This is a genomic window from Lysobacter sp. A286 (genome assembly GCF_054052105.1).
This window is the reverse complement of the sequence record NZ_JBSVRJ010000001.1, coordinates 747,943-773,205: the sequence shown is the minus strand read 5'-3', so window position 1 is coordinate 773,205 and position 25,263 is coordinate 747,943. Positions and strand designations below refer to the sequence as shown.

16 protein-coding genes are annotated in these 25,263 nt (G+C 65.6%); 8 read left to right on the top strand and 8 right to left on the bottom strand.

Annotated features, from left to right (window positions below; genetic code table 11):
• Window positions 1-22 precede the first annotated feature (22 nt).
• The 5 genes from ACW7G0_RS03680 to ACW7G0_RS03660 all read right to left on the bottom strand — a co-directional run bounded on the left by ACW7G0_RS03680 (window position 23) and on the right by ACW7G0_RS03660 (window position 7,184).
• Window positions 23-1,003 (bottom strand): hypothetical protein, encoded by a 981-nt coding sequence (locus ACW7G0_RS03680; protein WP_456987696.1) that lies wholly within the window; start codon window positions 1,001-1,003, stop codon window positions 23-25.
• Window positions 1,004-1,136: 133 nt separating this feature from the next.
• Window positions 1,137-1,691 (bottom strand): DUF2799 domain-containing protein, encoded by a 555-nt coding sequence (locus tag ACW7G0_RS03675; protein ID WP_456987694.1) that lies wholly within the window; start codon window positions 1,689-1,691, stop codon window positions 1,137-1,139.
• A 97-nt stretch (window positions 1,692-1,788) separates the two neighbouring features.
• Window positions 1,789-3,114, bottom strand: a complete 1,326-nt coding sequence (locus tag ACW7G0_RS03670; RefSeq protein ID WP_456987692.1) for a Yip1 family protein — start codon at window positions 3,112-3,114, stop codon at window positions 1,789-1,791.
• 326 nt (window positions 3,115-3,440) lie between these two features.
• Window positions 3,441-6,554 (bottom strand): YadA-like family protein, encoded by a 3,114-nt coding sequence (locus tag ACW7G0_RS03665; protein WP_456987691.1) that lies wholly within the window; start codon window positions 6,552-6,554, stop codon window positions 3,441-3,443.
• 144 nt (window positions 6,555-6,698) lie between these two features.
• A complete protein-coding gene (locus tag ACW7G0_RS03660; RefSeq protein WP_456987689.1) occupies window positions 6,699-7,184 on the bottom strand; it encodes a hypothetical protein in 486 nt (161 codons plus the stop codon).
• 291 nt (window positions 7,185-7,475) lie between these two features.
• Here ACW7G0_RS03660 and ACW7G0_RS03655 point away from each other — a divergent pair, with 291 nt between their 5' ends.
• From ACW7G0_RS03655 to ACW7G0_RS03625, 7 genes are all read left to right on the top strand, one after another.
• The gene (locus ACW7G0_RS03655; RefSeq protein WP_456987687.1) at window positions 7,476-8,078 is read left to right on the top strand and encodes an ECF-type sigma factor; all 603 of its coding nucleotides are present in this window, start codon (window positions 7,476-7,478) and stop codon (window positions 8,076-8,078) included.
• Window positions 8,079-8,127: 49 nt separating this feature from the next.
• Window positions 8,128-10,872, top strand: coding sequence for a tetratricopeptide repeat protein (locus tag ACW7G0_RS03650; RefSeq protein ID WP_456987686.1), 2,745 nt, complete (start codon window positions 8,128-8,130; stop codon window positions 10,870-10,872).
• A 46-nt stretch (window positions 10,873-10,918) separates the two neighbouring features.
• Window positions 10,919-13,633: a tetratricopeptide repeat protein gene (locus ACW7G0_RS03645; protein WP_456987685.1), complete on the top strand. Its 2,715-nt coding sequence runs from the start codon at window positions 10,919-10,921 to the stop codon at window positions 13,631-13,633.
• A gap of 136 nt (window positions 13,634-13,769) precedes the next feature.
• The gene (locus tag ACW7G0_RS03640) at window positions 13,770-16,070 is read left to right on the top strand and encodes a vWA domain-containing protein (protein ID WP_456987683.1); all 2,301 of its coding nucleotides are present in this window, start codon (window positions 13,770-13,772) and stop codon (window positions 16,068-16,070) included.
• Window positions 16,071-16,108: 38 nt separating this feature from the next.
• Window positions 16,109-17,929, top strand: coding sequence for a CHASE2 domain-containing protein (locus ACW7G0_RS03635; RefSeq protein ID WP_456987681.1), 1,821 nt, complete (start codon window positions 16,109-16,111; stop codon window positions 17,927-17,929).
• A gap of 42 nt (window positions 17,930-17,971) precedes the next feature.
• Window positions 17,972-19,810 carry a CHASE2 domain-containing protein gene (locus ACW7G0_RS03630; RefSeq protein WP_456987680.1) on the top strand — a complete coding sequence of 613 codons (1,839 nt, stop codon included), beginning with the start codon at window positions 17,972-17,974 and terminating at the stop codon, window positions 19,808-19,810.
• Window positions 19,807-21,135, top strand: a complete 1,329-nt coding sequence (locus ACW7G0_RS03625) for a M48 family metalloprotease (protein ID WP_456987678.1) — start codon at window positions 19,807-19,809, stop codon at window positions 21,133-21,135. Before ACW7G0_RS03630 ends, ACW7G0_RS03625 begins: the two co-directional genes overlap by 4 nt.
• Before the next feature lie 111 nt (window positions 21,136-21,246).
• On the opposite strand, the gene ACW7G0_RS03620 is transcribed toward ACW7G0_RS03625, so the two are convergent.
• Both ACW7G0_RS03620 and pmbA read right to left on the bottom strand, forming a co-directional pair.
• Window positions 21,247-21,582, bottom strand: coding sequence for a DUF4870 domain-containing protein (locus ACW7G0_RS03620; protein ID WP_456962980.1), 336 nt, complete (start codon window positions 21,580-21,582; stop codon window positions 21,247-21,249).
• A 159-nt stretch (window positions 21,583-21,741) separates the two neighbouring features.
• On the bottom strand, window positions 21,742-23,052 hold the full coding sequence (pmbA, locus tag ACW7G0_RS03615; RefSeq protein WP_456989441.1) for a metalloprotease PmbA: 1,311 nt from the start codon (window positions 23,050-23,052) through the stop codon (window positions 21,742-21,744).
• A 112-nt stretch (window positions 23,053-23,164) separates the two neighbouring features.
• Here pmbA and yjgA point away from each other — a divergent pair, with 112 nt between their 5' ends.
• Window positions 23,165-23,737, top strand: coding sequence for a ribosome biogenesis factor YjgA (yjgA, locus tag ACW7G0_RS03610; RefSeq protein WP_456987677.1), 573 nt, complete (start codon window positions 23,165-23,167; stop codon window positions 23,735-23,737).
• A gap of 26 nt (window positions 23,738-23,763) precedes the next feature.
• On the opposite strand, the gene tldD is transcribed toward yjgA, so the two are convergent.
• Complete coding sequence (gene tldD / locus ACW7G0_RS03605) at window positions 23,764-25,206, bottom strand: metalloprotease TldD (RefSeq protein WP_456987675.1); 1,443 nt, start codon at window positions 25,204-25,206, stop codon at window positions 23,764-23,766.
• Between the last annotated feature and the right edge of the window lie 57 nt (window positions 25,207-25,263).

Below are 25,263 nucleotides of genomic sequence, written 5' to 3'. Positions count from 1 at the left end.
TGGCCGCGCCGCATCAACCGCGTTATTGGCCCGTGCTGGCAAAGCCATCATTCAGCCGGAAGGATCCCAGTCGCATCGCCTGCATCACGGCCTCGACCGACTCCTGCATGTCGCCCGGCTCGGAAGACGAGGCGTGCTGGGCCTTTGTGATCTTTCCTGTTTCGAAGTCGACTTGTTGGAGTTGCGTGTCGTAGAAGACATCAAGCGACTGCCGGCTGCTGGTCTGGGTGCCGTCGGGATTTTTGGTCACCCGCGTCATGGTCGTCGGCCTGCTCCCGGAGCCGGTATCGACCAGTTCGAAGGCGGTGAAATAAAGAAACGAGGCGGTGGGCACATACTCGCGTTCGCCTTCGACGCAGCGCGTGTGATCCATGGCGTAGTTTCCCGGGTCGGGCAACAGGCTGCCGTCGTTTGCCACGCGCAGCACGACGCGCGTCTTGCCGTTGACCCGGGACGCCGGCACGAGCGTGAGATAGTCGCGCAACGGTTTGTCGGCCGTCTCCACCACGCGCTCACCCACCACCGCCAGCACGGTCTCGAACAACTGCTTGCCGTTGGCCAGCGCACGCGCTTCCTCGGGGGTCTTCGGGTCGTCGATCTTGTGTTCCTGCCGGCCGTCCTTGCAGTCGGCGGCCAGCAGTTCCATGGTGCCGCTCGGCAGCGGGCGCAGGTAGGTCAGCGTGCCGGTATGGGTCGCCTGGCCGTTGAAGTCCCAGGTCACGCTCATCTGCCTAGGTGTCTGCTGCCGGTAATCTACCGCCAGTGTGAATCCACCTTGTTGCTCGGTCCGGGAATAGGTATTGGGCAACCGCGACGTGCGCGAAAACGCCGCCGGCTCGTTCGTTCGGGTCTCGTAGGCCTGCAACCGCTCGCCGCAATTCCAGAACTCCAGTTGCATCTCGGTCCGGTCCATAAGCCGACCATGCGGTCCATACATGGCGCCATCCCAAACCCCGGAACAGGGCAGCGCCGAGCCGGCGCCGGCAATGGCCGGCAGCGACATTGCCACCGACAGCCCAGCCGTCGCCATGACGGTCGCCAAGGTGCGCTGATACTGCTTCATTGATGACTCCTGTCGTTTCGCCTCATGAGTCGGTGTACCCATCGACCAGTCGGATTTCGCTACCACCACCTGCTCAGCGGTAGCCGCCCCCGGGCGGCGCATGCTGGTACCTGAGGCGACTGACCTCGCGCTCCAGGAAGCTGCGGTCGCGATGCAGGTCACGCAGCTCCCGCAGCAGCCGGGCCCGCTCCTTGTCGCTGGTGTCCTTGTCGTCGATGCGGAACTGGCGGGTCTTGATCTCGCGCTGGACGTCGTCCAACGCTTCCTGCGCGTCGTGGATGATGCTGCCGCTGCGGTAGCCGGCCATGAAGTCACGCTCGGTATCCAATGGGCACACGTTGCGGTAGGGGTGGCCGTCGCGTCCCTCGGTAAAGCCCTTGTACGGTGTGCAATACAGCAACAATCCAGCCTCGCGTCCGGCGTCGTAGGCCACCGGATCGGGACGGGCGCCGTATTCGGCACAGGCCTTGTGATGCTCGAACAGGCGCGAAGTTGTCATGCCGCGGCTGCCGTCATTGCGCCCCACCGCGTACCAGTCGCCGGTCAGGCATTCGCCCTGCGACAAAGTGGTGCAACCTGACAATGCCGCGACGATGGCAAGTGCAGCGAAATAGTGACGACACGTCATGAAATCTTCCTTGTGAACGGTGCGGATCCGAACCGCCTATCCGTAGCATCTGTTACCGGAAAAGCCGCACGGACAGGACAGGCGGATATGGAATCGCCTACTGCTGCTCGTCCGCACCCTTCATCGCGGCAAGGCCTTTCAGGTCGAGGCTGCCAACAACTCCCTTGAGCTGGTCCATGCTGTCGACCTGACCTTTGGCCTCGACCTGGAAGCGGCCGCCGACCGAGATGCTGTACTCGCCACGCTGGGATTTGTTGTTCCACTGCTCGTGGATCCGCTGACCGTCGAGGGTGTAGGTCTTTTCGTAGCCGTCAGCACTCTGGCTCTCGGACTCACCGCCGCCGCCAAACGCGTTGGCCATCGCCATCAACCCGCCCGTAGCAGGCGCATCAGTCAGTTGGAGGTCCACGCGTTGACTGCGGTCGGCATTGGCGTAGCCGGCTTTGGCTTCAGTGATCTGCATGCCCATGGCGCCATTGCGGCTGGACGACAGGCTTTCACGCGTGAGATTGCCGATCGATTCGGGCAGGAATGCCTTGAGTTGATCGGGCGTCAGCGAAGCGGCGACCTTGCCATCCTTGCCGCCGAGCATGGCGCCCATCATCGCGCCCATGGCTTGTTCCGCCTGCGCTTGCGCATCGCCGCCTGACCCACCAGAGCTGGAGCTGGCACCAGCATTACCGGAATTATCGGAACCGCCATTGGCTGCTTCGGCCTGCGCCTCGGCTGCCGCCTGCATGCGCTGGCCCATTGCGGCCAGTCGACCGAGCTGGCTGTCCTCGTCGAAGGTGACGTTGTCGCCCCCCCGTGCGCTGCCATTGACCGCAGCACCGGTCAGGCCGGCCATGCCCATGAATCCGGCGACCACCACGCCCAGCAACACGCTCAGCACCACGGCAATGATCACGCTGACGGCGGTGTAGCCTGCCGCCTTCTCCGGCGGGCACTTCATCGTGTGCGGCAGGCCAAGGTAAAGCAGATAGATGCTGTAGATGCCGCCCGCCAGCGCGATCAGCCAACCCAGCCACGGGATGATGGTCGCGATGCCGGCAATCCAGGCCGCAGTCCACGCATAACCAACGACCTTGAGCGCCTGCAACTGGTTCTTCTGGCCGCCGAACGTCGGCGCCAACGCGTTGATGATCAGCGCGATGACATACAGCACCACCAGGCTCAGGATGTAGCTGACGACCATCCCGAACAAGCCCGCCATGATCGATGTCGTCACCGACACGCCGAACGCACTGTGGCCAATCAGGCTGCCCTTGATGAAACCGAACACGGCCGGTATTGCCGCCAGGATCATGATGTAGCCGGTGTACAGGCTCTTGACGCTGGCCGGCTCGTCGGCGATGACCGGCCACTCACTTTTGGGTGAGAACAGGATCGACGTGACGCGCTCTACGAGCTTTCCGATATCCATTACGGTCGTACTCCCCTCTGGTGTTGCATGGAATGTGTTGGCGCCATGCGCCCTCCCCGACCAACCAACGTGCAACCGACATTAAAACGGCCGCCAGGCGCCGAAAGCGCCCGCACCCATTTATGCCGGACAGGCAACTCGTCGTTTGATCCCCGGCCCGACAGTAGCAAACATCGTCCGTGTGGACCTGTCACACGACGCTTGCACTGCCGCCTGCCCGATGCGTCCGGGATGAGGTTCGTACGGGCAGGCGACAGCACAAACAGATCCGGCCAAGCGTGGGTTGCCTGCATGTCACTGCCCGCAACCCGCGCCCTGCCGGCGTATTACAAGTCGACGCCGATACCGATACCGGCCGATGACTCCGAGCCGCTGAACGCACCACCGAAGTTGATGCGCACGCGGTCACTGACAGCCTTTGCATAACCGACCGCCAATGCGGCACGTCCGTCCTGGAAGCCCACGCCCGCAGCCAAACGACCATCGCGACTCGCGCCCGCGCCGGCCATGGCCATCTGCATCGACGCCGCGCTCATCGCACCTTGCCGGCTGATGCGGTCATCGGTGCGATAGAAACGGTCGTCCACCTGATTGCGGAACTCGGTCAGGCTCTGGTCCCACGCCAGGACCTGTTGGTCGGTGTAGTTGTTCGCCGACTGCAAGGTCGCCGCATCGCCGGTGTCGGCATAGTCCTGGGTGGTTGCCAACGTCGCGACATCACCCGCATCTGCATAGTCCTGGGCCGTCGACAACGTCGCCGTATCACCCGCATCCGCATAGTCCTGAGCGGTCGACAACGTCGCCGCATCGCCCGCGTCGGCATGATCCTGCGCCGAGGTCAGGGTGGCTGCGTCGCCGGCATCAACCCGGGCCTGCACCTGGTCGGGTGTAATCGCCCCGGCGGCGATCACCTGCGCATCCGAGTACGCCTTGGCGTCGGCCAGGGCCTGCGCATCACCGGCATCCATCTGGCCCTTGTTGACCGCGTCGGTGGCAGCGGTGCCATCGGCCACGTTGACCACGCGGCGCTCGTTGCCGGCACTGCCGACCGAGACCGTATCGGCCTGATCGGCCACCGCCCCCTGGCCCAATGCCACCGCACCGGATGCCGTTACCGAGGCACTCTCGCCCACGGCCACCGCGTTGGTGGCGGCCGCGTCGATCACGGTATTGGCACCGACTGCGGTGCTACCGTCCGCGTTGACCTTCGAATTGCCGCCCAGCGCGGTGTCGTTGGCGCCAGCCGCATAGCTGTCGGCACCGATGGCCGTACCCAGCGCGCCACCGGCTTCGGCGTTGGAGCCCACCGCCACGCCACGTGAACCGGCTGCCACGCTGGCGGCATCGCTGCCGTCCCCGGCACCGTCGGCGCTTACATAGTCGAGCGTGCCGGCTGCACCCTGTAGTGCGGCAATATCACCTTCCACGGTGGTCACGCGCCCGTCGATGGCGGTGACATCGCCCGCCACGCTGGCGACCTGTCCGCCCACCGCATCGAGCTGGCCCTTGTTGACCGCGTCATCTACCGCCACACCGTCAGCCAGATTGTGGATGCTGGTGCCGCTAGTGCCGGCCAGGGTCAGGTCGGTATGCGCGGTGCCGTCGTAGGCCACCGCGTTGGGCGTGCCACCACCGCCAACAGTCACGCCGGCAATGGCCGCATCAAGTTGCCCCAGGTTGACCGCGTCGGTGGCATTGACGGCATCAGCCACGTGGATCAGGCGGCGGTTGAGGTCGCTGCCGTAGGCGATGCCGATGCTATTAAGATCACCGGTGGCATGGCCGAACGAGACCACATCCGCACTGCCGGCTACCGAATACGCACCCAGGGACACACTGTTGATACCCGTCGCACTGCTGCCGTTGCCCAGTGCCATGGCCGCGTCGGCATCGCTGAGAGCAAAATTGCCTATGGCAACGGTGAGTTCGCCACTGGCATTGCTGCCGTAACCCGCCGCTACACTTGCCTGGCCAGTCGCATGGCTGCTGTACCCCGTGGCCGTACTTCTGTGCCCAGTCGCATCACTGTCTGCACCCGTCGCGGTGCCGCCATAGCCACTGGCCTGGCTACCTGCGCCCGTGGCTGTACTGAACTCACCGGTCGCCTGCGCGCCGCTGCCGAAGGCGCTGCTGCCGGTGCCTGATGCCAGGGCCCTTTCAGTGGAATTGACGATGTTGTCGCCGTTCTTGTCGGTCCAACTGCCCACGGCGGTGGCGGATTCGCCGGTGGCTTGGCTGTACGAGCCCAGTGCCGTGGCGAAATCGGCATCGGCCAAAACGCCGGTGCCCACTGCCGTGCTGTGGGAATGGGTCGCAGAGGCTAACGCGCCGATAGCAGAGCTAAACGACCCGGAAGCACTGCTGCGGATGCCTGCTGCCAGTGAGCCAAGAGCAGCATGGCTCCTTGTACCCAAGGCAGTGGAGTCGAGGCCCACTGCCTGCGCGCCGCTGCCGAAGGCGCTGCTGTTTGTGCCCGATGCCAAGGTCAGTTCATCAGCGTCGACGACGCCGTCGCCGTTGTTGTCCCTCCAGCCGCCCACCGCCGCGGCACCCTCCTGGTTGGCGATGCTGTGATTGCCGACGGCCACGCCGTTTGCACCGGTCGCCGACGAGCTGAAGCCGAGCGCCGTGGCACCGTCAGCCGTGGCCTGCGCACCATGCCCGAGAGCGCTGGCCTGCGGTGCTTGCGCGTTCGCACCATGGCCCACGGCGACACTTTCGCCCTTGGCCGCGCTGTCGAAGCCGATTGCGGTGCTTTCGCCATCGGCGGCGCTGCTCACGCCCACCGCGGTGCTGCCGCCCAAGGCGAGGGCCGGCGTGGTATCCGCGCTGTCGTCAGCGGCGAAATACGGCGAGCCGCCCGCAGCCGCCAGGGAAGCGTTGAGCTGGGCGACGTTGACCGCGTCAGTGTCGTTGATACCAGTGGCAACGTGCATCAGGCGACGGTTGAGATCAGTGGCGTAAGTTCCGCCACCGGGTTGCGCGTCACCGGCGGCGTGGCCAAAGGAAACACTCTGGAAGTCGTTGGCTACCGACCTACTGCCAATGGCCACCGAGTCGGTTACGCGGGCATAGGCGAAGGCGCCCAGTGCCGTGGACTGCTGGTCGGCGGCACTGGCACCTTCACCGATACCCACGCTGGCCAGGCCAGCCGCGTTGGCAGCCTGGCCGATCGCAACCGCCTCGTCACCTGCAACCGCCCTCCTGCCAACGGCCACAGCCCACGCGCCCGCCACTGCTTCATCGCCGCAGGCCACTGCGTTGGAGCCGGCCACACCGGCCGGGTTGCCGGTGGTGTCGGTGCACTCCACCGTGGCGGCGTGGGCGCCGGCGGACATGCCCAGAGCGAGCAGACCAGCGACCGCCAACGCCAGTTGGTTGCTGCGCGGAGTGACGCGCTGTTCGTTGCCGATCTGGCGGTGAGGAATGCGACTGATCATGTGGTGTTCTCCCTTTTTGGTGAGTAGTGACGTTGCCCGGCCACCCGCGGCTTGAAGCCGACGCGAGCGCCCCATGACAACGTCTTCCCCATCCATTACCGGGAAACCACCCGGGGGAGGACATCGGATTTTCCCACACCTTTTCTAACGGCGACCTCTCTGCTTGTGCACGTCGTAGGTGATGTTGGTGGTGCCGGGCGTGTCACCCGTCGAGTAGGTCATGATGATGCCGTAGCCATCCTTGGACGCCACGACCTGGCCGACGCCTTCCTCGTTCAACGGCGTCTCGGAGACTTCGGCGCCCTGCGCCTTGTAGTCATCGGCAAGCGATGCCGCGACGACATCGACGCTATCGCCGGTCTGTGCCGTGACCATGTACTTGAGCGTCGCGCCGGACCCCATCTTGAAGACGTGCGTGATCGTGGAGGGCTCGTAAATCGGCGCAGCATTGTCGGGGTATCCCTCCGGCAAAGGTTTGGACGCCGGCTCGGGCATTGCCGTATCCGATGTGGGCGCGGCGTCGGGCCGGACGCCGTCTGCGCTGGCTACGGGCGGTGCGCTGGCCGGCTCGTCCTGGCCGGCGCCAGAGCAGCCGACAAGGACGCCACCGGCGATGAACGCGACGATCATTGGAATGACGATCTTTGCGCCGCGGTTTCTACTTGATTTGTTCATTACACACCCCTCGGATGAATTGATTTGCGTGACAAGAATCTTTTTCTTACTGGCATGCCACTAAGCGGGAGTGCCACCGTCGCGACAATGGCAGAAAGGCAGGATGGCCTCATTGGTGTTCTCCAGTTCGATAGGTGGTGTCCAACCCATTACTACCGAAAAGCCGTCCAAGAGAGGACATCGGATTTGCTTTTGCGTTTCCGGGAGCCTAAGTTGGCGGCGACCGAGGGGGTACCACCGAACACCATGTCCGCATTGCCTGCACCCATCGAGGGCGACGTGACGCGCCTGCTCAACGCCTTGCATCGAGGCGAGGAGCTGGACGCGGACGCGCATGACGAATTGTTTGCGCGTGTCTATGACGCGCTGCAAACCATCGCACATCAGCAGCGCGCGCGATGGAATGGCAACGAGACCCTCAACGCGACTGCCCTGGTGCACGAGGCCTACCTGAAGCTGGTGGGCTGTGGCGGCGAGTACGAGAACCGCTCGCACTTCCTGGCCGTCGCATCGCGTGCCATGCGGCATCTGTTGATCAACTATGCCCAACGTCAGGCATCGCAGAAACGCGGTAGCGGCGAGGCACACTTGCCGCTGGAAGAGGCGCTGCTGATACCGGAGCAACGCAGCGAGGAGTTGCTGGCACTGGACGAAGCGCTCGAGCGATTGAAGGATGTCGACCCGCGCGCCGCACAAGTGGTGGAGTGCCGCATTTTCGGCGGCCTCAGCGCGGAGGAAACCGCCGACGCGCTGGGTATCACCCGGCGCACTGTCACCCGCGACTGGAGCGCCGCACGCGCGTGGTTGTATGGCGAGTTGCGGCGCGACCTGACCTCCGTAACGCCGTGAGCGCCGCTGTCCACGCTCAACCGGCAACACGCCGACGGCAGCACTGGTAATGGACGCCGAGCGCTGGTTACGCGCAAAAGAGATCCTGGGCGCGCTGGATGAGCTTGCACCCGATCAACGCGCGGCGCGGATTGCCGAAGCCTGCGGAGACGATGCCGGCCTGAGAGCCGAGGTGGAGCGGCTGGTGGCGCTGGACGACGAAGCCGACTCGTACTTCGGCGAGCTGCGCGACGCGCTGGGCCAGGGAGAAGTTGCGCAACCGGAACAGGTCGGCGTGTACCGCATCATCCGCGAGATCGGCCGTGGCGGCATGGGCACGGTGTACCTCGGCGAGCGCAACGATGGCCAGTTCAAGCAGGAGGTGGCGATCAAGGTGGTGCGCCATGGCATCGGCGGCAACCTACTGGAACGCTTCCGCGACGAGCGCCGCATCCTCGCCCAGCTGAAACACCCCGGCATCGCCTACCTGCTAGATGGCGGCAGCCTCGCCGACGGCCGCCCCTACTTCGTCATGGAGTACGTCCAGGGCGAGTCGATCACTACCTATGCCAACCACAAGCAGCTGGATGTCCACGCCCGGCTGGGTTTGTTCCGCGACGTGTGCGCGGCCGTCGCCCATGCGCATCGCAGCCTGGTCATCCATCGCGACCTGAAACCGGCCAACGTGATGGTGCAGGAAGATCGCCGGGGCGACGCGACGATCAAGCTGCTGGACTTCGGTATCGCCCGGATCATCGCCGAGGGGCTCGGTGATGACGCGGACGACAATGAGCGGGACGGGGACGGCGAGGCGGAAAACCGACCAGTCCCGGCCGCCGACCTGACCGCACGCGCCTCGACCCAACATGGCGAGCGGCTGCTGACGCCACGCTATGCCGCGCCCGAACAGATTCGCGGCGAAAAGGCCACCATGGCCTCCGACGTGTATGCACTGGGCCTGCTGCTGCATGAGCTCCTGACCGGCACGCACCCTTTTGGGGCCGCCGTGTCCACACCCGGGGACATGCAGCGCGCCATTCTGGAGGACTCGCCGGCACTGCCCAGTCTGACCGCGAGCCGTGAGGATGCCGCCGTCGCAGCCCTTCGGGGCACCACGCCAGGGAAACTCGCGCGCCAGCTTCGCGGCGACCTCGACAGCATCGTGCTCAAGGCCATCCACCGCGACCCGGATCAGCGTTACGCATCGGTCGGGCAACTGGCCGATGACATCCGGCGCCACATCGATGGCGAAACAGTCACTGCCAGGCAGGGTACGGCGACATACCGTGCCGGCGTGTTCCTGCGTCGGCACCGGCGTGGTGTGGCCGCAGCTGCGCTGGTCCTGATCGCTGCCGTCGCCTCTGCCGCGCTGCACGTCAACAACATCACTCACGAGCGCGATCTGGCGCGCATCGAGGCGACCAAGGCCCGGCAGGTCACCGGCCTTCTGGTCAGCATGCTGGAGTCGGCCGACCCGGCGCAGGCCCGGGGCGAGGAGATCAGCGTACGCGAGGTGCTGGAGCAAGCCTCTGACAGAATGCAGACGGAACTGGCCGACCAGCCTGACGTCCGCGCAAAAATGGATGCCATCATCGGCGCCGTCTACACCAGCCTGGGCAAATACGAGGAGGCAGAAACCTTGCTGACCCGGGCGCTGGCGCTGCAACGCGACCGCCATGGCCCGAACCATCCTGAGGCGCTGGACACCATGCAGGCCATGGCGACGCTGGCGCTGCGACGCCAGCAGGACGACAAGGCGGAGACCCTGCTGCGCGACGTGCTGGCCGGGCGCCTGGAGCTGGCCCACCCCGACCCGTTGCAGGTGGCCTCCACGCAACACGACCTTGGTGGGGCACTGCAGCGCCAGGGCAAAAACGACGAAGCCGAGACATTGCTCCGCGCGGCCCTTGCCACGGCCAGCACGCCACCTGGAGCCGCTCCCGAAGCCCTGATGGCCGTCCGCAACACCCTGGCCGTGCTGCTGGTCGCCAAGGGCGAATTCGAGGAGGCCGAGAAGTACTACCGCCTGGCCCTCGCCCAACAACGCGAGCTGCTGGGCCCGGTTCATCCCAGCCTCGCCACCACGCTGAGCAACCTCGGCGTTCTGTTGACCACACGGCAACGCTTCCCGGAAGCCGAACCACTGATGCGCGAATCGCTGGCGATGACACGCAAGCTGTTTGACGACAACCATCCCGAGGTCGCAGCCGGCATGGGCCAGCTTGCGGCTCTGCTGACCAGGCTGGAACGCTACGACGAGGCCGAATCCCTGCTCCAGCAGGCGCTTGCCATGCGTCGCGCGACACTGGAACCGGGGCACCCGCACATTGCCGTCAACCTCAACAACCTGGCCAACCTGTACCGCGGCCAAGGCGATTACGTGCGCGCCGAACCGCTGTATGGCGAGGCGATCGCCATCATCCGCGAGGCCGCGGGGGCAGAGCATCCCTGGACCTCAAGCATGATCGGCAACCAGGGTGCGATGTACCTGCTCGCGGACAACGCAAGCGCCGCAGAAGAAGCCTTGCGCGAGTCACTGCGCATCCGCCAGAAGAACCTTCCCGGCGACCACTGGAAAGTGGCCGACACGCAAAGCCTGCTGGGCGAGGCTTTGGCAGCACAGGGTCAACTGGACGCCGCCGAACCGCTGCTGAAAGCCGGGTATGCGACCTTGCAACAGGCCCTTGGCGAGAACGACCCCCACACCCGTGCTGCCAAGACCCGTCTTGCCGACTTGCAGGAACTCCGGAAGACACCAACAACGCAGCCTTCCGGGCCGTCGCGAGCCACCGCCCCGGCCTCCGTAACGTCGTGAGCGCCGCCTGCGCTCGACCCGCGGCACGCAGGCGGCAACACCGGTGATGGACACCGAGCGCTGGCTACGCGCAAAAGAGATCCTGGGCGCGCTGGATGAGCTTGCACCCGATCAACGCGCGGCGCGGATTGCCGAGGCCTGTGGAGACGATGCCGACCTGAAAGCCGAGGTGGATCGGCTGGTAGCGCTGGACGACGAAGCCGACTCGTACTTCGGCGAGCTACGCGACGCACTCGGCCAGGGGCAAGCGGCGCAACCCGAACAGATCGGCGTATACCGCATCATCCGCGAGATCGGCCGCGGCGGCATGGGCACGGTGTTCCTCGGTGAACGCTGTGACGGCCAGTTTGAACAGCAGGTGGCGATCAAGGTGGTACGCGAGCGGATCGGCAGCCGGCTGATTGCGCGCTTCCGCGACGAGCGCCGCATCCTGGCGCAACTGGAACACCCCGGCATCGCCTATCTGCTCGACGGTGGCAGCCTGCCCGACGGGCGGCCCTACTTCATCATGGAGCATGTCGAGGGTGAGTCGATCACCTCTTATTGCGACCGCAAGCGTCTGGATCTTCCGGCCCGGCTCGGGTTGTTTCGCAGCATCTGTGCCGCGGTCGCCTACGCGCATCGCAACCTGGTGGTCCATCGCGACCTGAAGCCCGGCAACGTCATGGTGGAGGAGGACGACCTCGGCCAACCGTCGATCAAGCTGCTCGACTTTGGCATTGCCAGGATCATCGAAGCGGGTATCGACGACGAAGACGCGCCAGCAGACCATCCACGCACGCACGGCGTCGGCGTGCAGACTCCCATCGCAACCCATGGCCTCGTCGAGGGAGGGCTGACACAACACGACGAACGTCTGCTGACACCGCGCTACGCCGCGCCCGAACAGATCCGCGGCGAGCATGCCTCCACCGCCGCCGACATCTATGCCCTGGGCGTACTGCTGTACCAACTGTTGACCGGCTCGCTCCCGTTTGCCGGCGCGGCGACGCATGAGCAGTTGGAACGCGCGATCCTGGAGGACGACCCGGCACCGCCGAGCGAGCTCGCGCGCGAGATCGACGGCGATGTCGCCGCACTGCGCGGTACCACGCCGACGCAGCTGGCGCGGCGGTTGCAGGGCGATCTGGACAGCATCGTGCAGAAGGCGTTGCAGAAGCAGCCCGAGCACCGCTACGCGTCCGCCGGGAAACTGTCCGACGACATCAAGCGTCACCTGGGTGGTAAGGCGATTGCTGCCCGCCCCGCCACCTGGACCTACCGTACCGGGCTGTTCGTGCGCCGCCACCGCTGGGGCGTGGCCGCCGCAACGATCGCACTGCTGGCGAGCCTGTCCCTGTCGGTTCTGCACGTGTCCCGCATTGCCCACGAGCGCGACCTTGCGAACGCCGCAGCGGCGAAGGCCGAAGCCGAGGCAGCCAAGGCCGAAGAGGTGGCTGGCCTGCTAATTGAGATGTTCGAATCGGCGGACCCGTCGCAGGCACGGGGCGAAGACGTCACCGTGCGCGAGGTGCTCGACCGTGCTGCCGCCAAACTCGATGACGGGCTGGCGAGCCAGCCTGCCGTACAGGCGCAGATGAAACACATCATGGGCGGCATCTACGTGCGCCTGGGCGAGTACGACACCGCCAACGACCTGCTACAGCAAGGTTTGGAGATGCGCCGGAAACTCTACGGCCCACGTCACCGCGATGTTGCCCAGAGCCTGCATAGCCTGGCCGTGCTGGCCTGGGAGCGCGGAAACTACGAGCGCGCCGACGAACTGCTGCGCGATGCGCTCGCGCAGTGCCTGGAACTGTTTGGTCCCGACCATCTGGAGGTCGCCAGAATCCGCAACGACCTGGCGGCGGTCCTGCGCCGCCAAGGCAAGCTCGACGAGTCGGAATCGCTATACCAACAGGTCCTCGCCACGCGGCGGGCACAACTGGGCGGCAATCATCCGGACGTTGTCTCCACCTTGAACAACCTGGCGGTACTGTTGAACGAACAGGGGCAGTCGGAAGCTGCCGAGCGCATGTATCGCGAAGTGATCGCAGCGCGGCGCAAGAGCCTCGGTCCGATCCACCCGCAGATTGCCAACACCATCAGCAGCCTGGCTGTCCATATGCGGGAGGAACGCCGCTTCGCCGAAGCCGAAACTCTGGCGCGCGAAGCACTGGCAATGGACCTGACGCTCTATGGCGAGAGCCATTCCCGCGTCGCCGACGCCATGAATACCCTCGGCGGCGCGCTCCGCGGCCAGGAGCGTTACGACGAGGCCGAAACGGCCTATCGCAAGGCGCTGGTGATTAGAAGAGAGGTCTTTGGCGAAGACAACCTGCTCGTCGCCGACAGCTTGAATAACCTCGCCAACCTGTATCGCGACCTGGATCGCCCTGCCAAGGCGGAGCCACTCTACCGTCAAGCGATCAGCATCTATCGCGAGGGGGTTGGTGCGGAACACCCATGGACCGCCACCAGCATCAAGAATTTGGGTGAGCTGTTCCTGGAGATGGACAATGCGGAGGCGGCCGAAGCACAGTTCCGCGAGGCACTACGCATCCGCGAACTGGCCCGCTCCCCCGATCACTGGCAGATTGCCGAGGCGCGCAGCCTGCTGGGCGCGTCGTTGGCCCGACAAGGCCGATTCGATATTTCCGAACCATTGCTGCTGCAGGCACATGCCACGCTGGAGCAGTCGCGCGGAGCGCAGGATCCAAAAACGCAGGATGCTTACGCGCGCCTCCTCACTGCGCGGAAATACCGTTCAACCGAGCCCTGAAACTCCAACTGCCGATGGCTTTTGTTGTCATGGCGCGACACCCGTCTCAATGACTGCATCGACCCGCGCACATTTGTCGCGGCGCATGACCGTGCTATAGGGTAACGCGGAGCTATTCAAATCGCTTGGGGAAAACATGATGATTTCAGGCCGACTGCTTGCCGCATTCGCCGCGACTTTTGCCGTCGCCGGCACACCGGCCCTGGCACAGGAACCCGCCGCCGCACCCGCCGAAGATGCCATCCTGGTACTGGATGCGTCCGGCTCGATGTGGGCGCAGATCGATGGCGTGGCGCGAATCACCATTGCCCGCGAAGTCATCTCGGACCTGCTCGATGATCTGCCGGCAAACCGTCGACTCGGGCTGGTCGCCTATGGCCACAACCGCAAGGGCGACTGCAAGGACATCGAGACGCTGGTCGAGGTCGGCACCGATCGCGATGCCATCCGCAAGGCGGTCAATGACATCAATCCCAAGGGCATGACGCCGATGACGGCGGCGGTCCAACAGGCCGCCGAGGCACTGAAGTACAGCGAGAACAAGGCGACCGTCATCCTGGTATCCGATGGCCTGGAGACTTGCAACCTGGACCCGTGCACGGTGGCTTCGACGCTGGAAAAAAATGGCGTCGACCTGACCGTGCACACCGTCGGCTTCGGTCTGGGCGACGATGAGAAAACCGCCAAGGAGCAATTGCGTTGCATGGCCGATCGCACCGGCGGCATCTCACTGCTGGCCAGCGATGCGGCCGAGCTGAGCGCGGCGCTGCAGCAAGTCAGCGCGGTAGCGGCGGAACCAAAGCCGGAACCAAAGCCGGAGTCGAAGCCGGAGCCCGCGCCGGTTGAAACGGTTGCAATCAAGTTGATCGCAACCGATCAGGATGGCGGCCCGGTGATCAAGGACGGCCTGGCCTGGACGGTCCTGCACGGAGCAACTGGCGAAGTCCTGTTCGAGTCGAGCGAATCGGGCACGGTCGAAACCAAAATCCCACGCGGCGTGCACGACGTGACCGTCAAGCGGCTGTCTGACGGCGCCACCGCCACCGGTGCGATCGAAACCGGCGTCAATGGCACCCGCCTGACGCTGCCCATTATTGTGGAGTTGGCCGCCACGCTCGAGGCGCATGCCAGTGCACCGGCAGGATCGGAAGTGCGCGTTACCTGGAGCGGTCCGGATGAGGCCGACGATTACATCTCCATCGCCAAGCCCGATGCCGATAGCAGGAAGGAACTCAACTACACCCGCACCAGGAGCGGTAATCCGCTGAAACTCAAGTTGCCCGATGCCACTGGCACCTACGAAATTCGTTACATTTCAAACAAGACCCGTGACATTCTGGCGCGCCAGGCCATCGAGGTCACGGCAGTAGAGGCGGCGCTGGAGATCCGGGCGACCGCGCCGGCGGGCTCGACCATTACGGTGAACTGGACCGGACCGGATTACAGCGACGATTACATTGCCATCGCCGAGCCGGACGCCGACAGCAGGGAGGAACTCAACTACACCCGCACCCGCAGCGGCAATCCGCTGAAACTCAAGTTGCCCGATGCGCCGGGCACCTACGAGGTGCGCTACATCCTCAACCAGTCGCGTGACATCCTCGCGCGCCAGACCATCGAGGTCACGGCAGTAGAGGCGGCGCTGGAAATCCCGGCGACCGCGCCGGCGGGCTCGACCATTACGGTCAACTGGACCGGACCGGATTACACCGACGATTACATCGCCATCGCCGAGCCGGCCGCCGACAGCAGGGAGGAACTCAACTACACCCGCACCCGCAGCGGCAATCCGCTGAAACTCAAGTTGCCCGATGCGCCGGGCACCTACGAGGTGCGCTACATCCTCAACCAGTCGCGTGACATCCTCGCGCGCCAGACCATCGAGGTCACGGCAGTAGAGGCGGCGCTGGAAATCCCGGCGACCGCGCCGGCGGGCTCGACCATTACGGTCAACTGGACCGGACCGGATTACACCGACGATTACATCGCCATCGCCGAGCCGGCCGCCGACAGCAGGGAGGAACTCAACTACACCCGCACCCGCAGCGGCAATCCGCTGAAACTCAAGTTGCCCGATGCGCCGGGCACCTACGAGGTGCGCTACATCCTCAACCAGTCGCGCAACATCCTCGCGCGCCAGACCATCGAGGTCACGGCAGTGGAGGCGACGCTGGAGATCCCGGCGACCGCGCCGGCGGGCTCGACCATTACGGTGAACTGGACCGGACCGGATTACACCGACGATTACATCGCCATCGCCGAGCCGGACGCCGACAGCAGGGAGGAACTCAACTACACCCGCACCCGCAGCGGCAATCCGCTGAAACTCAAGTTGCCCGATGCGCCGGGCACCTATGAGGTGCGCTACATCCTCAACCAGTCGCGCAACATCCTCGCGCGCCAGACCATCAAAGTGCACGGGGCTTCCGACAACTGACGCTACCCGATGCGCCGCTACGAGGCGGGTGAACGAACGTGATCCGGGACTTCCTGCAACGGCAAGTGGCACGCATCAACGGGGTGATGGCCCACCTGGGCCACACCTTCGTGGAGCGTTGGGGACAAGTGGAAAAGGGCTACCGGAGACCCTTGGCCCGGCTGGCGCTGCGTCTGGGCTTCTGGTTCTACCCTCTCCTGGCGCTGCTTGCGCTGGGATGGCTTGCCTGGGACTGGCAGCACCAACGCCACCTGGTTTCCGCCGAGGACGCAATCTTCGACACGGTCATCGCGTTGCGACTGTGGGAGCCCAAACCATCCGGAAAGGTGGCGATTGTCGCCATTGATGATTGCTCGATCGAGTACTACCGTGCGCGCGGCGAAGGCGGCTGGCCGTGGAGCCGGCAGCGGCATGCCGACCTGCTCGACCTGCTCGACCGCGCCGGGGTGCGTGCGGCAGGTTTCGATGTCCAGTTCATCGACCGCTCCCACAGTGACCCGATGGCCGACTCGGTGCTGGAGGCCATGGCCGATGGCGGACAAGGGCGCTTTGTGTTCGCCGCCACCCGGCTGCACCAGGATTACGATCACCGCTCGACGTTGCACGTATCCCAGGCGCCGGCGGCATTCCCGGTCGTCGATGAGCCGGTACACGACCCGACGGTCGCCTTGTTGTTGCCGTATGGCGAGGCGATGGCTCGCAACGCGGCGCTGGTCAATGTCACGCGCAGTGCCGATGGCGTGCTGCGCGACATCCCGCTACGGGTGACGGTCGGTGACTGGGCTATCCCGTCGCTGCCGTTGCGCCTGGCCGCGGGCGCGGACACCGCGCGGCTGGCCAGCTATCCCGACACGATCCGGATCGACTGGCGTACTGACAGCAAGCTGCCGGGTATCAGCGCAGTCGACCTGCTGGAAGGCAAGCCCGTCTGCGGCGACCCCAACGTGCCGATACCAGACCTGGAAGGCAGCACGGTGTTGGTCGGCTATACCGCCGCAGGCCTCAACGACGCCAAGCCCACCCCGGTCGACCCGGTAATGGCAGGGGTCGAAGTGCATGCCGAGGCCGTCGAGGCACTGCTGACCAGTCGCACGATCTGGATGCCACCGGCGTGGTTCAAGTACGTGCTCGCCGCGCTGCTGGTGGCGTTGACCGGCTACGCGTTCTTCCGCGGTGAACCCGCCTGGGAAATGGACGAGATGTTCATCGCCGGCAACCTGCTGCTACTGGCGCTTGCCTACGTGGGTGTCACCCGGTTTGCGGTGTTCATGGACATCTTCGCGGCGATCGGCTTTGTCGCGTTGTGCTTCGGATTCTGTCGGATGTACGCGACCACCCAGCGCGGCTATGCCATCGGCAACGACGACTATCGGCAATCGTTTGATCCCGACCTGCATCCCTGGCTGGCGATGGCGCGGCTGCGCTTTGTCCCCAACCCCGGGCTGGAGCCGAAGGTGCTGGAAAGCCGCTTGCGTGAGTTCCGGCGGCGGCTGCGACGGTTCATGTACAAGGGCACCGATGCGGTCGCGCTGGATTGCGTGGTCGAGTACGACACCTGGTTCTGGGACTCGATGATGGATGTGACGGTGTTGCTGTGGGGCGGCACCGACCGCGACCAGGTGATCGCCTCGGCCCGCCGCGAGCTGGATGCGCTGCACGCCTACCTGGCAGGACAGGACTCCGCGCTGCCCGACGATGGCAGCGTACGCGTGGCCTGTGTGGTCAGCACCGCCGTCGACGACGAGGAATGCATCACCACCGCACGCGTCCGGGTGTGCACCGCGCTGGGGGAGGTGCTGCGCGCGCCGGGCGAATGTCCTCTGCGAGCCCGGAATGTGGTTATTGATAGTGGGCAATGACAACCGGCATGAAAAATACTGCCTGGCAAGGAAGGTAAAGCAATGGCCCGCAGGCCCGATCGCGTCACGCTGGCATGGTTCCACACCACGATGGCCACCCTGGGCGTCTGGGCCATGGACGCCTGGACGGTGGTGCTGCGTGGCTATCGGCGCCCTTTGGCGGGGCTGACGCTGAAGCTGCGCTTCGCGTTCTTCCCCTTGCTGGCGCTGGTGGCGATCGCCTGGCTGGCCTGGGACTGGACCCATGACCGTTCGCTGGACGCCGCCGAGGACGCGATCTTCGACCAGGTGGTGCAATGGCGCCCGCTGGAACCCACACCGTCGGGACGGGTGGTCGTGGTCGAGATCGATGACTGCTCGATCGCACACTTCCGCAACCTCGGGGAAGACGGCTGGCCATGGAGCCGCGATCGCCACGCCGACCTGATCGACGGCCTCGACCGGGCCGGAGTGCTCGGGGCCGGTTTCGACATCCTGTTCGCCGATCCCTCGACGCAGGACCCGCAGGGTGACCGGTTGCTCAATGCGATGGCCCGCGCCGGCGATGGTCGGTTCCTGTTCGCCGCCTCACGTCTGCACCCGGCCTTCGACGCCCGCGCGACGCTGACCGCGGATGCCGCACCCGGTGCCTACCCGGACACTGCACAAGCGACCTCGCCCGGACCGCCGATAGCGCTGTTACTGCCCTACGGCGATGCGATGACTGCCCACAGCGGGCTGGTCAACATCGACCGTGGCAAAGACGGCGTGGTGCGGGATGTCCGCCTGTACCTGGGTGTCGGCGGCTGGAATATTCCGGCGCTGCCGTTGCGCCTGGCGGAGTTGGCCGATGGGCATGTACCGCGCCCGACACGACCGCTGTTACGGGTCAACTGGCGCACCCATTCGCAACTGCCCTATGCCAGCGCCGCCGACATTATCGAAGGGCGCCCCATCTGCCATTCGGACGCCGATCCACTGCCTTCGCTGAAAGGGACGCTGGCGCTGGTCGGCTTCACCGCGGCCGGCGTCAACGACACCAAGCCGACCCCGGTAAGTCGAGCGACACCAGGGGTGGAAGTACTCGCCGAGGCCACCGAGGCGCTGGTCGCCGGGACCGCGATCCGGATGCCACCGGGCTGGCTGAAATACGTCCTTGCCGCCTTGGCGACGCTGCTAACCACGCTGGTGTTCTGGCGCGGCCAACCGCACAAGGACGTCGACTCGGTGTTCGTGGCAATCAACGCGGTGTTGTTGCTGCTCGCCTTCGCCGGCCTGACCTTCTTCGGGTTCTTCCTCGATATCTTCGCCAGTGTCGGTTTTGTCAGCCTGTGTTTTGGTGTGTGCCGACTGTACTCGGGGGTGCAGCGTGGCCGTGCCGCCGGCAACAGCGATTACACCGCCGAGCACGACCCGGCCGCCGAGCCATGGACCGCCGTGGTCAGGCTGCGCCTGCTGCCCGACGCCAGCGTGTCGTCCCGGGCGTACAAGACCCGGCGCCGGGAATACCGCCGCATCCTGCGCCGTTATGTATATGCCCACGATGGCATCGTCATGATCGACGGCGTGGTGGAACGCAAGCACGTCATGACCGGGATGCTCGATGACACCATCATGCTGCTGTGGAACGGGACCGGCGAGGATGCACTGCGCGACCGCATACGCAACGACATGGACGCACTGCATGCCCGACTGGTCGAGTTCGACCGCGCGCCGGCCGCCGGGGCGCAGCTCGCGACCAGCCTTGCGATCGCCCGCACCAACGACACCGAGCGCGAAGGCTGCCGACGGAAGCTGCGCGCCCTGCTTGGCCAGGATTTCAATCAACTCCCCGAGTGGCCGCTGGCGGCCGCAAATACCTTTGTTCACACGGGCCCGGTGCCCGATGGAGAAGCTGCATGAATACCATCACCAAACGGATCGGCGCGGCGCTGCTGTCCCCTCTACTCATCGTGGCCGGCAGTCTTGCCGGCGCGGCCACTTCACAGCCGGAGATGCCGGCGGTGGTCCACAAATCTTCCGTGGAAGTGCACAGCAGTCCCGACTTCAAGTCCGACAAGGTCGCGACCCTGTCACGCAACGCCGCCGTCCGGATCACCGGCCAGGACGGCTTGTGGTACCAGTTGCACCTGGCCAATGGCGCCAGCGGTTACGTGCGGGTGAATGACGTGCGCGTGGCAAGCGCCGCTGCCGAAACTCCGGCGGCCAATGCGCAGGCGCTGTTCGCCGGAAATTCCGGCAAAGGCCGTATCACCGAAACGGCCAGCGTGCGCGGCATCAACGAAGGTACGTTGCGCACTGCGCGCTACGACAGCGCCGGAATCTCGCGCATGCAGAATTACCGGGTCAGCCCGCAGACAGCCGCCGCGCACGCCCGCACCCAGGGCTGGCAGCCGGCACGCATCGCCTGGGGACCTGACGCAGCCGCTGCGCATGGCGCTGGCGGCCAGGCCACCCAGGCGGAGAAGCGCTCGACGCTGTCGTCGGCACGCGGGCTGCTGTCCAGACTCGGTGGCGGAGCGATCGTCGACAACGCGATGCGCGTAGCCGACCGCGCGGTCGGCAAGTCCGAACAAGAGCTCGCCGCCGAGGAACTCGCGCTTGGCCCGGCACTGGCCGGCCGGGTGTTGGGCGCCGCACCGCTGTGGGATAACCCGGAAGCGCAGAAGCGGGTCAACCTGGTCGGGGGCTGGGTCGCCTCGCAGACCGCGCGGCCGGATCTGCCGTGGACCTTCGGAGTCATCGACGACGGCGAGATCAACGCCTACGCCGCGCCCGGCGGCTACATCCTGGTGACCCGCGGCCTGTATGGGCTGCTGGACAGCGATGCCGAGCTGGCCGCGGTGATCGCACACGAACTGGGACACGTCGTCCAGCGCGACCATTACCAGGTCATCCGCAAGCAGGAAGTGGCGAAGGTCGGCAAGGATATCGCCATGTCGAAGGTGCAGGCGCGGGGCATTGCCGCCGATTTCGCCCGCGACTACGTCAACCGTTACGGCGCGGCGGTATTGATGAGCAGCCTGGATCGGGATGCCGAGTACCGGGCCGATGAAGCCGCCGGGATCTATCTGGCCCGGGCCGGTTTCGACCCGCTGACGTTCTACTCGGTCCTGCAGAAAATGGCGGCGCTGGGCACGCGTCCTGCGCGCATGTCACAGCTGTATCACACCCACCCGCCGCTGGACGCGCGGATGGATCACCTCGACCAGCGGATCCGGCGCTGACTGCCAGTCGCCAGTTGCCGGCCACCCAACAAAAACGGGCCCGGGGATTCACTCCCGGGCCCGTGGATGCTGCCCGACCTCAGCGGCCGGCCACGACGGCAAGCGCAGGAATCAGCTCACCAGCCGCAGGGTCATCGGATAACGGTAGGCGACACCCTCATTGCTCTTGATCGTCGCGATCACGGTCATCACCAGCCAGTAGATCCCAACCACGAAGGCGGCAAAATAGAACAGGAAGCCGATCAGGATCACCAACAGAACAGTCCCGACCACCACCAGGCCCAGCGTGACGATGCCGACGGTGATGTTGAAGTTGAGCGCTTCCTTGGCCTGGTCGTCGACGAAGGGCATGGTGTCTTTCTGGACCAGCCAGATGATCAGCGGCCCCAGGATGCATCCCAGGCCACCGGTGAAGATGCCGGTCAATGCAGACAGATGGGAAAACATCGCCCACTGCCGTTGCTGCACGGGAATACCCTGGTCAACCGGCTCTTGCGGCGTGCCGAGTGGATCGTGGTCTTGTTCGTGATCGTTCATGCAAATCTCCCGTGGTGAATCGTCAGCGGAGCATGTCGGTTGCCCATTGGCAGGTCAACCGGCCGGCGCTCAGCCTTCGCCGGCAACCGTCATCCGCCCGACCAGGATCGAGCCGGTGTGCACATGCGAGCGTGGGTCGACATCGCTGCCCACCGCCTCGATTGCGGAGAACATCTGCTTGAGGTTGCCGGCAATGGTGATGCCGTCGACCGGGTACTGGATCTTGCCGTCCTCGACCCAGAAGCCCGCCGCGCCGCGCGAATAATCGCCGGTGATGTTGTTGACGCCTTGCCCCATCAGTTCGGTGACCAGCAAACCACGCCCCATGCCGGCCAGCATGGAGTCGAAATCACCGCTATTGGCTGCCACCTGCAGGTTGTGCACGCCGCCGGCGTTGGCCGTGGTCTGCAAGCCGAGTCGGCGCGCCGAATAACTGCCCAGGACATAGCGCTGCAACACGCCGCCGGTGACCAGTGCCGACTCGCGGGTGGCGACGCCTTCGCCATCAAACGACGCCGAGCGGAAACCGCGCGGCAGGAACGGCCGCTCGTCGATCGCGAACCAGTCGGGAAACAGCTGGGTGCCGGCGCTGTCGAGCAGGAAGCTCGCGCGGCGGTACAACGCGCCACCGGAAACCGCTCCGAGCAGGTGGCCGATCAGCGAACGGGCCATCTCCGCCGAGAACAACACCGGGTACTGGCCGGTCGCGATCTGTCGCGGAGCCAGTCGCGACAACGCCCTCTGCGCCGCCTTGCGGCCGATCGCTGCCGCCGACTCCAGTTCGTCGGCGGCCAGCGCGATGCTGTACCAGCCATCGCGCTGCATGTCCGCGCCACGGCCGGCAATCAGCGCGCAACCAAGGCTGTGGTGGGTTCTGCGCTCGCGGCCCACGAAGCCGTGCGAATTGGCATACACCGACAGGCTGCTGCCGCTGCCGACCGAGGCGCCGTCAGAGTTTTCCAGGCGCGGGTCGAGGTCACGGCCGGCCTGTTCGCAGGCCAGTGCCAGGTCGATGGCCTGGTCGGCTTCGATCGCCCATGGATGCCAACTGTCGAACTCGCGGATATCGGTCGCCATCAGCGCCGCATCGGCCAATCCCGCCGCCGGGTCATGCTCGGTGTGGCGCGCAATCGCGCAGGCCTGGTCGACGGTGGCGGCCAGGCTTTCCTCTTGCAGGTCGGCGGTGGAGGCGCTGCCCTTGCGACCACCGAAGTAGACGGTCACCGCGATGCCGCGGTCACGGGTCGACTCGACGGTCTCGACCTCGCCCATCCTGACATTGACGTTGAGCCCCGTATCTTCGGAACAGGACACCTCAGCCTGGTCGGCGCCATTGGCCTGCGCGCGCTCCAGCAAGCGTGCGGACAGCCCCGCAAGCATGTCCAGACGGGCAGAACTGGCGGTGTCGGCCGGCACGGCAGCCTCAACGGGGACGGGAGTGATGTCGTTCAATGTCTTATCCTTGCAATTCGAAATGACGTGGATGTTGAAGATGCGTGGCAAAGACGAAGAAACCGGCGAATTTCGCGGCGACAGCCGCAGCCAGCAGCGTCGCGATGCGCTGGAGGTACTGACGCTGGGCCAGCAACTGGTGGCCCTGACGGAGACCCAACTGGCCCGGATGCCGGTTCCCGAGTCGCTGTTGCCGCTCATCAGTGACGCGCGCCGGATCACCTCCCACATCGCGCACAAGCGGCAAATGGCGTTCCTGGCCAAGCAGTTGCGCCGCGAAGATGACCAGACGCTGGAGGCGCTGCGCGACGCACTCGACGAGAAAGGCGACGCCGCTCGTCGTGAGACCGCGGCGATGCACCGGGTCGAAGCCTGGCGCGACCGCCTGCTGGCCGAAGGTGACGTGGCGCTGGGTGAGCTGCTCGACCTGCACCCCGATGCCGACCGCCAGGGATTGCGGCAACTGGTGCGCAACACGCTGGAAGAGCGCAAGCGCAACAAGCCGCCGCGCGCGTTCCGTGAGCTGTTCCGACAGTTGCGGGCGATGATGCTGGCCGATGACGCGGCCCGTGAGGACGCGCCTGTCGCAGACGACGACAGCGATACGCTCTAGCACCGCGTCCGACGGGCGGCAGGCGCTCACGCCTGGGTGCCGCCCACCGTGATGCCGTCGATCAGCAGCGACGGCTGGCCGACGCCGACCGGCACGCTCTGGCCGTCCTTGCCGCAGACGCCGACACCTTCATCCAGCGCCAGGTCATGGCCGATCATCCTGACCTTCTGCATGGTCTCCGGGCCGTTGCCGATCAGCGTCGCGCCCTTGACCGGCGCGGTGACCTTGCCGTCCTCGATCAGGTAAGCCTCGGTCGCCGAGAACACATACTTGCCGCTGGTGATGTCGACCTGGCCGCCACCGAAATTGACCGCGTACAGGCCGCGCTTGACCGAGCGGATCATCTCTTCCGGGTCATGCGTGCCGGCCAGCATGTAGGTGTTGGTCATGCGCGGCATTGGCAGGTGGGCGAAGGATTCGCGGCGGCCGTTGCCGGTCGGTTTCATGCCCATCAGCCGCGCGTTGAGGCTGTCCTGCATGTAGCCGACCAGCACGCCGTCCTCGATCAGGGTGGTGCACTCGGTCGGCTGACCCTCGTCGTCGATGTTGAGCGAGCCACGGCGGCCCGGCAGGGTGCCGTCGTCGACGATGGTGACGCCGGGCGAAGCCACGCGCTGCCCCATGCGGCCGGCGTAGGTACTGGTGCCCTTGCGGTTGAAGTCGCCTTCCAGTCCGTGGCCGACAGCCTCGTGCAAAAGCACACCGGGCCATCCGTTGCCAAGCACCACCGGCATCACCCCGGCCGGTGCGTCGACCGCCTCCAGGTTCAACAATGCCTGGCGCAGCGCCTCCCGGCCCCAGGCCTCGGGCTTGCCGTCGGCCAACAACTCGGCATAGCTGTAACGGCCACCGCCGCCGGTGGAGCCGGACTCGCGGCGACCGTTGTGCTCGACGATGACCCGCACGTTGAAGCGCACCAGCGGGCGCACGTCGGCCGCCAGCACGCCGTCACTGCGCGCGATCAGCACGGTGTCGACACCGCCAGACAGGCTCACCATCACCTGCTTGACCCGCGGATCGGCGGCGCGCAACAGCTGGTCGATCCGGCGCAGCGCCTCGACCTTGTCCTCGTTGGCCAGCGAGTCGATCGGATCCTCCGGCGCATACAGCGCGTGCGCGTTGCTGCGCACCAGCGACCGGGTCGTGACCGAGTTCCCGTCACGCGCGATCGCGCGTGCAGAACTGGACGCGGCAATCAACGCCGCGCTGTTGATCTCGTCGGAATAGGCAAAGCCGGTCTTCTCGCCGCTGATCGCACGCACGCCCACGCCCTGCTCGATGGAATGGGCGCCGTCCTTGACGATGCCGTCTTCCACCGTCCAGCTCTCGCGCCGGGCGTGCTGGAAGTACAGGTCGCCAAAATCGATGCCGGGGCCGAGCAAAGTGCCGAATGTGGCTTCCAGTGCGTTGGCGTCAAGCCCGGCCGGCAACAGGAGACGGGATTCGGCAAGTTGCAGCGGTAAGGTCATGGGGCGCTCGGATAGGGGAAATTGGGGAGTACCGCCGGAAAACGCGGCAACGAGAGA